Genomic DNA, 12039 nt, shown 5'->3' on the forward strand with positions numbered 1-12039 from the left:
CGTTTCAAAAAATGCGAAAAACGGGTTAAGGCCCCCGTCTGCCCAAATTAAGGAAATCAAGGCAAACGGAACGCCCTCAATAAGGATGAATCCGTATAATATCATGAAAATGTACAAAAAAACTTAATTACCACAAAATGTGTGAAAAAAATGGGTTAGGACCAAAAGAAAATATAACTTAATCGACAGTCTCAAAATTCCGCTTAATTTGTCTTCCCCCATCCATCAATTAATAGCCGAAATCGCTATCGGCAAATGAAAATTTTATCCAATATGAGAGAGGGGTTTTATTAAATGAAATGGGCCACTTTCTATTCAAATTGAACAGAAAGGGTCTTGTTTTCTGGATAAATTTGAATAGCCGCAGTTTTTCAGCGCTCTCCAATCTGTGCATCTCGCTTTAAGTAATGTTTCAGCTTTGAGTGGGCTTTTCCGGTTTCTTCGGCAATTTATGTTCGATTTCCTCATCGTTTAAGTTTGCGCTGTCTATATCATCGGGAAATTTATTTTTGGCGATTTGCCCAATATGCGAATAATTGATGCCATGCTTTACGCCCAAAAAAATGACGATATAAAGTAAAAACAAGAAAAAGAACGTATTCATTTCACTTTCACCCCCAACTTTTCGTTTCAATTAAATGGCTAAACTTAAATTCTACCATTAATTTGCTTATTATAGTACGGCTTTTTTTCGCAAAAGTTCTAATAGGAGAAGGGTAGCTTTGTATTTTATATGTTGCTTCAACAAGCATTCAATTACACTAGAGCCTTGCTTTCGGCTTTTTCCACAGCAACTTCCCCCAAATAATGAGGAAACACTTTCAACCGATCCTTCAGTATAAAAATATAAATTTCCTCACCCGTCTTGCCAACGCGGATGCTCGAGTATTTATGCTGATTGTAGATACTGTGCCATTTCGACGGCTTATGTCCGTAAATTTTTGCATGCAGCATTTGGGCATCATATGGTGTTTTGGCAAAGTATAAGGCGTAGCTAGTAGGAGAGACCCGTGTTGCGTAAAGTTTCACCCGGTTGATGCCGAGCACATCGCGTTCATCCATCTCCCTGATTTCGTTGATTTCCTCTGCGGTAAACGGGACATCGTATATGCGTGAAGGGTCATCCTGCTTTTGCAGATAGCCTTTTTTTAAAGCGAGGTATATCCAGTAAGCGCCGAAATTCTCCTCGTATTTAATCATCTCCAGTAAAAGTTCATAAACGTTTTTAACTCGCATCATTCATCGCTCCTTTGACGTAATATGTCCGGTATTTTTATTGTAGGATGCTGTAGCTGTACCTGTTGGGCCATTCCGGTTTTTGGCGACGATCAGCTCCAGCGTATCTGGCGCATTCGTCGTCTCTGTTTGATAATAGGAATTGCGGTACAGCAAAATAATGATGTCCGCATCTTGTTCAATCGAGCCCGAATCCCGTAAATCACTCATTAAAGGCCGCTTATTGCCGCGGGATTCCACATTTCGGTTAAGCTGAGACAGGCAAATAACCGGACATTGAAATTCCTTGGCCATTTGCTTCAATGCGCGGCTAATTTTGCTCATCGCTATGGCGGAATAGTCATAGTCCCCGTCTGCTTGAATAATTTGCAAATAATCAATGAAAATAATCGGTGTCCTACCGGCGTTTTGACGAATAATCCGGCGTGCCTGGCTGCGGATTTGCGCAATCGTCAGGCTGCTGCGGTCATCGATATGGACATTGGACTTGTTTACCCGATCGAGCACATGCATCCAATTGCTTTTTTGCTCATCTGTAAAATGCTTTTTCGGGTTGCGCATCTTCAATCGTGAATAGTGGCCTGTCGTGGCAATAAGCCGGTCAAGTAATATCGTTTTGCTCATCTCCAAAGAAAACAAAATCGGTAAATGCCCTTGCCAGCCTGCGTATAGGGCCAAATTGTTCATCACATCGGTTTTTCCCATCGAAGGACGGGCAGCGATAATCGTCAGCTCCCCTGGGCGGAAACCATCGATCAGCAAGGCGAGCTCCCGAATATGCGGGATGATCAGCCCTGATGTGTTCACTTCCACGCACGGGCGATTATGCATATCCACCAAGTTTTGCGTGATCTTCGTATCGATCATATTTCCCTCCAGCTGAACATTGTCGAGCCGTTCAATAATTTGAGGAATCGCCCAATCCCCCTCTGTTGCCTGAAATAATAGATGGGCTTTTTGTCGCTCACGCCAAACTTCCCGTAATAGCTGGACATAATCATCAAACTTTTCGGCATCGGCAAACATCATCAGTTCGGTTACATATGCCAGCCCGATATTTTCGATTTCTTCAAAGCGTGCACTCAATGTTAAATAATCAACGGGATGGCCCCCTGCTGCGAGCTGCTGCATCATCATAAATAGCTGCCGGTGATACTGACCGTAAAACATTTCCGGCTTGAGCTGGCTATCCAAAATCAAGTAATTTTCCTCGAGCATCGTCGCTAAAATGCTTTGCTCCAGAAACTCCTTTTTGATCATCGCTGTTCACCTTCTTCAAAATCGAGGATGACCGGCTTTGGAATCTGTTCATATTGCCGCTTTTTCGTCAGCGCATTGTTTAAATAGCTTTCAAAATTGGCGGGCCGGAACAAAGTCATCGGCCGCAAATATTGCTGCATTTGAATATCCTGCAGCCAGCAGCCCACCTGTTCATCAATGACTAAAAGGCAATCATCCACTGTATAGCCGGCATTTAAAATCGAATCCACAAGACGGAAATTCGTTTTCGTATGTTCGCTGAATTGCTTATTCGCCATTTTATTTAAATGGCTGATCACAATCGCGATTTCCTGTTTGCGAGCAGCATCCCCATTCTTTTTTGCATTTTCAAAGGAACGGTGTTTTTGCGGGGAAAGCTCATCCGCAACATGAACTTCAGTGCTGAGCAGTTCGTTTATTTTTTCGTAATCGATGCGGTACCACTTCGAACGGTCTGTGCAAAACTTGTTGAACTTGTTGGACGAAACGACGATTTGGAATTGCTCGAGCTTCAGGAACATTCGCCTGATTTTCGGGACATTCCAGAAGACAAGCTGCTTTGTCCAGTTGTGATGTGTCTGGCAATACCAAATTTGTCCTTCTTTTTCCACACCTTGTTTTAGTAATCGGTAATGCAGTTGCTGGAGCAATAATGCTTCCTGGACTCCAATTCTTGCTGCTAAACTCGGGGAAACAAAAAGCTGATTTTCATTGACTAAAAAGTTCATGTTTTCAAACCTCCAAATTTTTGTCTTGCCCTGTATATGTCATTGGAAATTGAAAAAGGGGACAGGATTGAAAAAATCTTTTTGAAGCATCTTGAAAATAATTTATACAAACAAGTTGCATTCATCGTGTCGCGTTTAAGCGCGACAATATATAGTTTTATTTTTTTAATGAATACTAAATCTTTTTGAGCGTACGAAAATGTATGCTTTGCAGCAGATGAAAACGTATGTTGCGGAAAAAACAAAACCGGAAAAATAAGAAGGGCATAATTGAATGAGGAGAATTGCAGTTTTATAAATAAAATTGATCAGCTAAAAAGTTATTGGCTTATTGAAAATATAGATTGATCATTCATGGAAAAGTTTGATTAATAAACTGTGCTGAATTGCGGAATTTTTTTCCGGTTCTACAATCAGGTCGTTTAATTGGATAGGGACGCATCGGGAACTTATTGAAATTCAGCCAGTCTATATAAAAGGAATTATTTAACTTATTTTGAAAGGGGGGGATATCAACATGTTTAAAAAACAGCGTATCTTTATGGTAGTCATTATGGGCTTCATTTTAGTTGCGGGATATGTACTGACATTTCCGCAATGGCTATTTCCGGGCTTATACCCAACATTTGTGGAAACAATTGAATCAAATTGGGGTTTATCTTTGCCTCCTCCCGAAAAAGAAGTTGATATTTATAATGACAGAGGCGGTTTTCATGGAGATGGAGATGCGATTACCGAGTTATATTACAATAACGAATCTGATGTCGAGCTTATAAAAGCTCTTTCAAAAGAATGGGTGAGCGGCGAAAAATTTGAAACGGAAAGCTTACCTGAAAGGGTTCTTAGTTTAATAAAAGAAACAGATAAGGATGCAAGCTATTTTTTCCTTCAAGAAAGCGGTTTTGATTATATCATTTTAGAACTTAAAGGCAATAAAGTGACAATTTTCGAATCGTATATTTAAAGAAAGATGATGAAAACTTGAAAGGGGAAAACGTGGATTAGAATTATTTTGAAATAATAGTGCTTGCGGGAATGTGCATTTAAGAATAGTTGCCGCTCATTTTTATACACCTACAAACAAGGAATTTGTGCTAAACTTATATTTGCCAAGTTTTGTTATTCTGAAAATTCCAATCAGAAAATATGTAAACCAGTTTTTATCTTAAATCAATTAGCCAAATTGAAGGAGAATAAGATGAAAATGAATATGATGAATAAAAATGTGACAGCAGTTATCGAAAAAATTGATTTTTCGGGGACAGTTTTAATAAAAAGCACGGATGATCAATTGCAGCAATTCAGCCATGGCTATGCCAATCGGACGCATCATGTGCTGAATGATGGGCACACGCGCTTTGGCATTGCTTCAGGCTGCAAAATATTCACGGCTGTAGCCATTTGCCAACTTGTTGAAAACGGGCGGCTTTCTTTCGAATCGAAATTGATGGATGTATTGGATATGCCATTTCCGCATTTTGATCCAAGTGTTTCGATTCATCATTTATTGACACATACAGCAGGCATTCCCGATTATTTTGACGAGGAAGCTATGGATGACTTTGAAGAGCTATGGGTGAAGCATCCTATGTACAGGATGCGCAATGGCTATGATTTTTTGCCGCTATTTCAATATGAACCGATGAAGCAAGCCGTAGGGGAACGATTCCATTATAATAATGCAGCATATATACTGCTTGGACTTGTCGTTGAGAAAATCAGCAATAGGCGCTTTGAAGAGTATATTGCGGAGTTTGTTTTCAGCAAGGCCGGTATGCAGCATTCCGGATATTTTGCATTGGATGCTTTACCGGACAATACCGCATTGGGCTATATCGAGAAAGAGGATGGCTCATGGAAGTCGAATGTGTATTCAGTACCGGTCAAAGGCGGGGCTGATGGGGGAGCATTTATAACAGCGGGGGACATGCATCGCTTTTGGAATGCGCTTGCCGGCTTTGAATTATTAAGCGAGCCCTTTACGAGGAAATTGCTTACACCATATATTCATACAGATGAAGACTATGACCGTTTTTATGGCTATGGGGTTTATATAGATGTCCTGGACGGCACCATTACGAAGTATCATGTAATGGGATATGATCCGGGAGTAAGCTTCCACTCCGCATATTATCCGGATCGGCAATTAATTACGGTCGTTTGTTCAAACAAAAGTGATGGGGCTTTTGCTGTTTTCAAAGAAATTGAATTGAGCAAATAAAAATTGATAGTAGTGCACATTAAATGTAAACCAACCGTCGAAAGCAAAACTGCTTGCGGCGGTTGATTTTTCATTCTAATGACTGCCAACATATAAAATGGGTTGCATAATCCTGCTTTTCAATATTCACTTCTTTTCCGCTTTCAGGGCAATATAGATCATCATCACCAAAATAAGCGATGTGCCAAGCCATTGGAAAGCGCCAAAAGGTTCGTGCAGCCATAAGACCGTTGCCAAAACGGCTGTCAACGGCTCGATATTCCCGAGCAGGCTTGTCTCTTTAACGGAAAGGGTTTGCAGGCTTTCAACATAAAACCAAAAGGCGAGCATCGTCCCGAAAATGATGACGATGACCAAATAAACAATCGTTTCGGGCGTCCATGCTGAAACATCGGCATCCCAAGGCGGCTGCACGAAGCTCATTGCCGCACCTGCAAGCACCATCGCCCAGCCGACAACGACGAGGGAATCGAAGCGTCTTAGCAGCGGGATTGCATAAAGTGTATAAAAAGCGAGCGTCACACCCGATAACAGTCCCCAAACAATCGCCGGCAACGGAACAGCAAATGCGGAGAGAGAGCCGTTTGTTAATAAAAAGAAGCTTCCGCAAAGGGCAAGCACAATTGTTACCGCATCCTTTTTTGTGAATTTCGATTGTCCGCGCAAGGCGACCCACACGATGATCATGACCGGAGCCAAGTATTGCAGCAATGTTGCGACTGCTGCATTGCCTGCCTTGATCGAAGCCATATATGTATATTGCACGGCGAGCATGCCGACAATGGCAAAAATGATTAATCGGAAAGCCGTATATTTTTCGCGCCAAATATCAATTATTTGATGGCGGTCTTTAAATATTGCCTGGGTAATTAAAAGTAATATCCCCGCGATAACGAGCCGTGTCGATACGAGCCAGCCCACTTCAATTCCTTGGGAAAATAGCTGTTGTGCCACCGTTCCGCCGATTCCCCAGAAAAAACAGCCGCTCACAACTAATAAAAAGCCAATCATTCGTTTATTTTTCATTATGTACCTCTAATCATGTTTAATGACTTCATTGTAGCGAATTTTTATTCGAAATTCTATGTCCCTTTTTACAGTGCTACGAGTGCATATATATAGAAACGAAAGGAGGGATGAAGATGATAACGATTAGCGCAGGACATTTTGGCAAAGGAACAGGAGCGTCGGGGTTTATCGATGAAGGGGAAGAAGCGATATATATTGTGCAGCAGCTGGAGAAAAATTTGCGTCTAAAAGGAATCGAAGTAAGCATGATCATCGACAAACAGTCAAAAAATCAGCAGCAAAACTTAGCGTATATCATTAAACAGCATAATGCTACAAAGCGGGAGTTGGATGTAAGCATTCATTTCAATTCGACCAAAAATAATCAAAAACAGGCAATTGGCACCGAAGTGCTCTATGCCAACCCGGCTATTTCTTCGCTTGCGCAGAAGTTAAGTACCCAAATCGCAAAAACGGGCAAATTGAATAACCGCGGCGCAAAACAACGGACGAACTTGGCTTTTTTGAATGGAACAGCGAAAAAAGCGCTCTTAATCGAAATTTGCTTTGTCAACTCGGAGGATGATGCACGTTTATACAAATTGCATAAAGAACAGATTATCGAGGGAATCGCCCAAATATTGGCAAACCATTTGTCGCCGACGAAGCTATATTTGTCCAGTTTGACGCTTCAGCAATCGATTGAAGCGATATTTAATGATGAAAATTATGTACGGCAACAGCTGGAACAAGGAGTTGAGGCAGGGCATTTCCAATCAATATGGCTGGAAAATTTCAAGCAGGGCAAATTAACATTGCCCGATTATTTGGCGCTCACGGCATTGCAATTTAAAAAAAGCAGAAATTAAATGAAACTTTTTCATAGCCAATACTACTAATACTGTGAAATTACCGAAAGGATGGAGCATTATGAAAAAAATAGCACCTTTAGCACTATCTGCACTTCTATTAGGAACAGTATCAGTAGGGGCAGAGCAGCCGACGAATTTGGAAGGGATCGAACAAAGCGTGAAAGATGCCGCATTCTCTAAACAGACAGGAAAAATAACTGCGGTCGAACAGCGGGAAAACGCCAAACTATTCGCGGTTGGCGAAGAAGACAATGTATTTAATTTTTATGTGGATGACAAGACGCTCGTGTTTGATCAGGAGGGCAATGAAGTAGAATTGCAAGTAGGGGACACGATTTCGCTTTATGTATTTGCGAATCAGCCGATGATTTTAATTTATCCGCCTCAGTATTCGCCGCAAGTTGTAATCGTTGAAAAGGAAAATTCAATCGGAACAGTGAAAGTCGCGCAGTTTGATGACAACTTTTTAAGCGATGATGGCGAGTTAAAGCTGAACTTGCATGAAAAATCGGTCATTGTCGATACAAATGGCGAAAAAATCGAGGCAAAAAATCTAAAAAATTATAGCGCCATTGTCTTTTACAAAATGACAACAAAAAGCATTCCGCCGCAAACATCACCGGAGAAAATCGTCGTGTTCCCGAAGCTGGAAGATTATTATAATGTTGAAACACCGGCAATCGCTCCTGAAATTAGCGCAATTATCGGCGATGACTACAAAGAAGTGGATGGCGAAACAATGGTGCCGCTCCGCATTGTTGCAGAAGGGCTTGGCTATAAAGTCGCTTCAACAGGAAATGGCGCGATTCTATCGAAAGGCCCGGTGTCATACACAATAACACGCGGCGAAAAAGCGTACGGCTACAATCGCGCACTAAACTATTTTGATGTCGCTCCTGCATTATTGGAGAAAAACAAAACATATGTGCAATACGATTTTGCATTGGAATTACTGAAGTAAAAACCCGGTCTGCTAATGACTAAAATTCACATTCCCGTGGATTTTAGTCATTTTTATTTAGAAAGGGAGCAGCAAAAAAATACAGCAATTGCTCTTTCGTATTTGAAAATTAAAAAAACTTTATACCCGTTTTTATCGCGAAATAAACGGAAATCTAATCGAATGTAATGGTTTTGTAACCAGAATGTAACAAAATTTTGATGTATATACCTGTTTTGCCTCTATTTATTTCATTATTTCTACTATACAATAGGGGAGAACAGCTTATGAAAGGATAGGGAACAATGAATCAAAAACTGATTACATTGGTTGTTGCAATTTTCCTCGTTTGTACACTAGCTGTTACACCGACATCAGCTAAAGTTGTATTTGCAGATGTTGCGACAACCGATGCCACTTATGATGAAATCCAATATTTAATTAGCCTAGGGGCGATTAAAGGATATGAGGAAAAGGGTAGAACATACTACAAGCCAAATAATAGCGTGACGCGCGGACAAGCTGCTAAAATGGCAGTCATTGCTTCGGGCAAAAGTCCGCTAACTGTAAGCAAATCCTCTTACACAGATGTGAAAGTCGGTACCGAATTGTCCACTTATGTGGAACGCGCAAGACAGCTTGGCTTATTTACTGCCAAGTCCGGAAAATTTTCTCCGAATGCACCACTGTCACGTGAAGAAATGAGTCATGTTTTGGCAATCGCATTCAATCTAAATGCAAGCGAATACAAGGATTTAGCAATCGTTTTCCCTGATGTATCGACATCGAATACATATGCTTCATACATAAAAGCAATATATTATAATGGGATTACAAAAGGCAGCGACGGCAAATATATGCCAAAAAGCTCTGTGACACGTGCACAGTTTGCATCATTTATTGCCCGTGCAAAGAGCGACGAATTCCGTCTGGCATTGCCTGAAAAACCGGAAGCGATTGATACGACACAAGTGATTGGTCTTGTTTCGGTTACGACAGATGGCTTAAATGTCCGCACTGGGCCGAATACATCAAGCTCAGTATTGGGAAAAGTCGATACGGGCGGCAAATTATCGGTTTATGCAGTGGAAGGCAATTGGCTGAAAGTTTCTTATCAAGGGCAATATGGCTACATTAGCAAATCGTATGCCAAATTCCTTGAGCAGGACGGCAATGCGATTGGCTCATCAAAAAAGGCTGTAACTGCAAATGATACGCTCAATTTATATTACAAACCAACATCGTCATCCAAAAGAATTACTCAAATCGATGTTGGAACAGTGCTTTCTGTTTATAAGGAAATCGACGGCTACTATTTAACGACCGTTGATGGCATACCAGGATATATAGTGAAAAATAGTACGACAGATGTAGAAGGTTCAGCAGTGGAAACGCCAGATAAAAATGATTCTGTTGTGACGACGAATACGATGGCGAAAGTGACGGTTGGCAATTTGAATATGCGTCAATCGGCATCAGGGTCATCCCCTTCAATCAAAACTTTATCCAAGGGAACTGTTATTTCGGTTCATTCGATTACAGGATATTGGGCAAAGGTAACAGCCGGCAGTGATACAGGATATGTTCATAAATCGTACATTAAACTGATCAATCAAAAAGGCACTGCGGTTAAAGATCGCATTATCATCATCGATCCGGGACATGGCGGTAAAGATCCGGGCGCGGTAAATTCCGGCCATACGGAAAAGGCGATCGTCCTGAAAGTTTCCGGTCTCGTAAAGCAAAAGCTAGAGGCTGACGGCGCGAAGGTTTTGATGACGCGCACAGGCGACACATACCCATCATTACAGGAGCGCGTGCAATTTACGAAGGATAAATTCGGTGAAATTTACGTTAGTATTCACGTAAACTCCGCGACATCCGCAAGCGCGCAAGGAACGGAAACATATTACAGCATTACAACGGGCGATCAGTACGAGGAAGACAAGAAACTGGCGACCTATATTAATACCGAGATCGTCAACAATGCGAATATGAAAAACCGCGGCGTGAAAGAAGCGCAATTTTATGTGACGCGCAATATGCTGATTCCTTCTGTTTTAGTGGAGCTAGGGTTCATCTCGAATGCGGAGGATCGCAAAAAATTGATCAATGATAAGTATGTGGAAATTTATGCACAATCGATTTATAACGGGATTGTCGATTACTACGGTAAATAGAATAATTACCGCTTCAGCAGATGAAGCAATGTTGTGATAATAGATATTCCGCATTTAAAAGGGCAAAGTTCAGCGAGTTGAACTTTGCCCTTTTTTTACGATATTCCGCGTGAGCAGCATTCCTGCCGCAACTATCCATATGACAATGATTATACCGATCATCATTAATGCCAGCAATGGACCGGGGCCCCCAAAACTTCTCATATACTGGAATAAAATAATCATTCCTATAGATGCTACAATGCACATGCACGCAAGTATTTCTGTCCCTCTAATAAATTTTCGGTCAAATACGAGACGACTGTCGAACAGTGCAAGCAAATAGATGATGATTCCTATTCCCGCCAGCAATAGGACCGACAATAATTCACATGCTATAAGGATACGCAGTTTCGCATAATCAAGCTCGGGATACAGAATACTCATCTCTTCCGCCATAGTCGGCAACACATACACCCCGATGAATATTACTCCTATTGCAAACAAAACTAATAAGATTTTTAAAATATGGGACGTTTTATTCGCTTTCAATCTTATGCACCCCCAGAATATTTGCCTAATTACAATATAAAGTTCCGTCGATTGCAAGTCAATATTTATTTATTGAAAGTCGATAAATACTATCAGTTGATTGTGTTCCGTTCCATACGGAAAACCGTTCGTTCCTGCAAAAAATTGTGCAATGATAAGTATGCGGAAATTTATGCACAATCGATTTATAGCAGTATTGTCGATTACTACAGTAAAATTTTTTTATAGGCAAGGAAGATACAGATTTTAGCAGGGGAGATAACTTGGCAAGAGAATGTTGTTCAGTCCAGGCAAGCCCCGCCAGTTCCTCGCATGATTGGAGCCGAGCGTGCAAGAGGAGGCCGATGAAAAACTGCGATTATGTAAAATCCCTTCTCCTATAAGATGTACTGAGAGAAATTGCGGCTCTTAATTAAGTGATGAAGAAATAAGCGGAGATTTTCCACCTATATACGCAATAGGGCTCGTTTCGAGGGAAATAAGGGGAATTTTTCCGTCTATATAAAGAAAAATCCTTCATTTTCCTGCTTTTCGGATCAATAGGCGGAATTTCTCCGTCTATTTAGGCGGTTTTTGCTTGTATTTCTTTAATAAGGGGAATTTTTCCGTCTATTTAATTAGAGAGGATACTTAAAATGATCTCCCAACCTGTAATAAAGGCCGCCTTCATCATAAATTAGGGGAATCCGCCTCTTTTTTTCCGCCATCAGCCGAAGCTTAAAATACAATAAAAATGGAAGATGGATAAAAATGGGGCAAAAATTATTAAGGATAGGAATAACCTATATACGAGTAACAAATGCAGAACGTTCTTCTGATTGGTATGTAAAAAGTAGAAGCGGAATTAAGTTTCAAAGATCAAGACCAGGCTATTTTAAATTTTGCCGATCAAGGTATTTTTTTAGTGAAGCTGTTGCGGATTTATGAATATTACTTCCTAAAGCCTTGTTGCATGCAAAATGTAGCTTGGCTTTTTTTAAGGTGAAATGAAGCTACTAAAACAAATAGTTGTAATGGGAATAATAAGGTTTTAATAAGTATTTATCGAAATAAAGATGCCAGC

At 40.8% G+C, this 12039-nt stretch carries 11 protein-coding genes and 1 pseudogene; 6 read left to right on the forward strand and 6 right to left on the reverse strand.

From position 1 onward, the window contains the following. Positions 1-412 precede the first annotated feature (412 nt). The 4 genes from ACTHOQ_RS05295 to ACTHOQ_RS05310 all read right to left on the reverse strand — a co-directional run bounded on the left by ACTHOQ_RS05295 (position 413) and on the right by ACTHOQ_RS05310 (position 3224). The gene (locus ACTHOQ_RS05295) at positions 413-604 is read right to left on the reverse strand and encodes a hypothetical protein (RefSeq protein ID WP_440494648.1); all 192 of its coding nucleotides are present in this window, start codon (positions 602-604) and stop codon (positions 413-415) included. Between the two features lie 152 nt (positions 605-756). Then, on the reverse strand, positions 757-1236 hold the full coding sequence (locus tag ACTHOQ_RS05300; RefSeq protein ID WP_440494649.1) for a hypothetical protein: 480 nt from the start codon (positions 1234-1236) through the stop codon (positions 757-759). A 3-nt stretch (positions 1237-1239) separates the two neighbouring features. Further along, positions 1240-2496, reverse strand: coding sequence for a replicative DNA helicase (locus ACTHOQ_RS05305; protein WP_440494650.1), 1257 nt, complete (start codon positions 2494-2496; stop codon positions 1240-1242). After that, positions 2493-3224 carry a conserved phage C-terminal domain-containing protein gene (locus tag ACTHOQ_RS05310; RefSeq protein ID WP_440494651.1) on the reverse strand — a complete coding sequence of 244 codons (732 nt, stop codon included), beginning with the start codon at positions 3222-3224 and terminating at the stop codon, positions 2493-2495. The genes ACTHOQ_RS05305 and ACTHOQ_RS05310 overlap by 4 nt, the downstream gene beginning before the upstream one ends. A gap of 517 nt (positions 3225-3741) precedes the next feature. Between ACTHOQ_RS05310 and ACTHOQ_RS05315 the strand changes: the two genes are divergently transcribed. Beyond that, a complete protein-coding gene (locus ACTHOQ_RS05315) occupies positions 3742-4188 on the forward strand; it encodes a hypothetical protein (RefSeq protein WP_440494653.1) in 447 nt (148 codons plus the stop codon). Positions 4189-4422: 234 nt separating this feature from the next. Continuing rightward, positions 4423-5445, forward strand: coding sequence for a serine hydrolase domain-containing protein (locus ACTHOQ_RS05320; RefSeq protein ID WP_440494654.1), 1023 nt, complete (start codon positions 4423-4425; stop codon positions 5443-5445). Between the two features lie 126 nt (positions 5446-5571). Here the strand turns inward: ACTHOQ_RS05320 and ACTHOQ_RS05325 are convergent, their stop codons facing one another. Further along, complete coding sequence (locus tag ACTHOQ_RS05325) at positions 5572-6471, reverse strand: EamA family transporter (protein WP_440494655.1); 900 nt, start codon at positions 6469-6471, stop codon at positions 5572-5574. 116 nt (positions 6472-6587) lie between these two features. Between ACTHOQ_RS05325 and ACTHOQ_RS05330 the strand changes: the two genes are divergently transcribed. From ACTHOQ_RS05330 to ACTHOQ_RS05340, 3 genes are all read left to right on the forward strand, one after another. Further along, positions 6588-7322 carry an N-acetylmuramoyl-L-alanine amidase gene (locus tag ACTHOQ_RS05330; RefSeq protein ID WP_440494656.1) on the forward strand — a complete coding sequence of 245 codons (735 nt, stop codon included), beginning with the start codon at positions 6588-6590 and terminating at the stop codon, positions 7320-7322. A gap of 61 nt (positions 7323-7383) precedes the next feature. Further along, positions 7384-8286 carry a stalk domain-containing protein gene (locus ACTHOQ_RS05335; protein ID WP_440494657.1) on the forward strand — a complete coding sequence of 301 codons (903 nt, stop codon included), beginning with the start codon at positions 7384-7386 and terminating at the stop codon, positions 8284-8286. 284 nt (positions 8287-8570) lie between these two features. Next, positions 8571-10445 carry an N-acetylmuramoyl-L-alanine amidase gene (locus ACTHOQ_RS05340; protein ID WP_440494659.1) on the forward strand — a complete coding sequence of 625 codons (1875 nt, stop codon included), beginning with the start codon at positions 8571-8573 and terminating at the stop codon, positions 10443-10445. A gap of 69 nt (positions 10446-10514) precedes the next feature. Here the strand turns inward: ACTHOQ_RS05340 and ACTHOQ_RS05345 are convergent, their stop codons facing one another. After that, on the reverse strand, positions 10515-10976 hold the full coding sequence (locus ACTHOQ_RS05345; protein ID WP_440494660.1) for a hypothetical protein: 462 nt from the start codon (positions 10974-10976) through the stop codon (positions 10515-10517). Between the two features lie 750 nt (positions 10977-11726). Here ACTHOQ_RS05345 and ACTHOQ_RS05350 point away from each other — a divergent pair. After that, positions 11727-11886: pseudogene (locus ACTHOQ_RS05350) on the forward strand (VOC family protein); the annotation flags it as partial. Positions 11887-12039: the final 153 nt, after the last annotated feature.

The organism is Solibacillus silvestris (genome assembly GCF_051967575.1).
Classification (GTDB): Bacteria; Bacillota; Bacilli; order Bacillales_A; family Planococcaceae; genus Solibacillus; species Solibacillus silvestris_B.

What these genes read in the sequence shown, in the direction of transcription:
- ACTHOQ_RS05325 (WP_440494655.1), bottom strand. Translation starts at nt 6,471, where the DNA reads ATGAAAAATAAACGAATGATTGGCTTTTTATTAGTTGTGAGCGGCTGT.
- ACTHOQ_RS05340 (WP_440494659.1), top strand. Translation starts at nt 8,571, where the DNA reads ATGAATCAAAAACTGATTACATTGGTTGTTGCAATTTTCCTCGTTTGT.
- ACTHOQ_RS05305 (WP_440494650.1), bottom strand. Translation starts at nt 2,496, where the DNA reads ATGATCAAAAAGGAGTTTCTGGAGCAAAGCATTTTAGCGACGATGCTC.
- ACTHOQ_RS05320 (WP_440494654.1), top strand. Translation starts at nt 4,423, where the DNA reads ATGAAAATGAATATGATGAATAAAAATGTGACAGCAGTTATCGAAAAA.
- ACTHOQ_RS05335 (WP_440494657.1), top strand. Translation starts at nt 7,384, where the DNA reads ATGAAAAAAATAGCACCTTTAGCACTATCTGCACTTCTATTAGGAACA.
- ACTHOQ_RS05315 (WP_440494653.1), top strand. Translation starts at nt 3,742, where the DNA reads ATGTTTAAAAAACAGCGTATCTTTATGGTAGTCATTATGGGCTTCATT.
- ACTHOQ_RS05300 (WP_440494649.1), bottom strand. Translation starts at nt 1,236, where the DNA reads ATGCGAGTTAAAAACGTTTATGAACTTTTACTGGAGATGATTAAATAC.
- ACTHOQ_RS05310 (WP_440494651.1), bottom strand. Translation starts at nt 3,224, where the DNA reads ATGAACTTTTTAGTCAATGAAAATCAGCTTTTTGTTTCCCCGAGTTTA.
- ACTHOQ_RS05330 (WP_440494656.1), top strand. Translation starts at nt 6,588, where the DNA reads ATGATAACGATTAGCGCAGGACATTTTGGCAAAGGAACAGGAGCGTCG.
- ACTHOQ_RS05295 (WP_440494648.1), bottom strand. Translation starts at nt 604, where the DNA reads ATGAATACGTTCTTTTTCTTGTTTTTACTTTATATCGTCATTTTTTTG.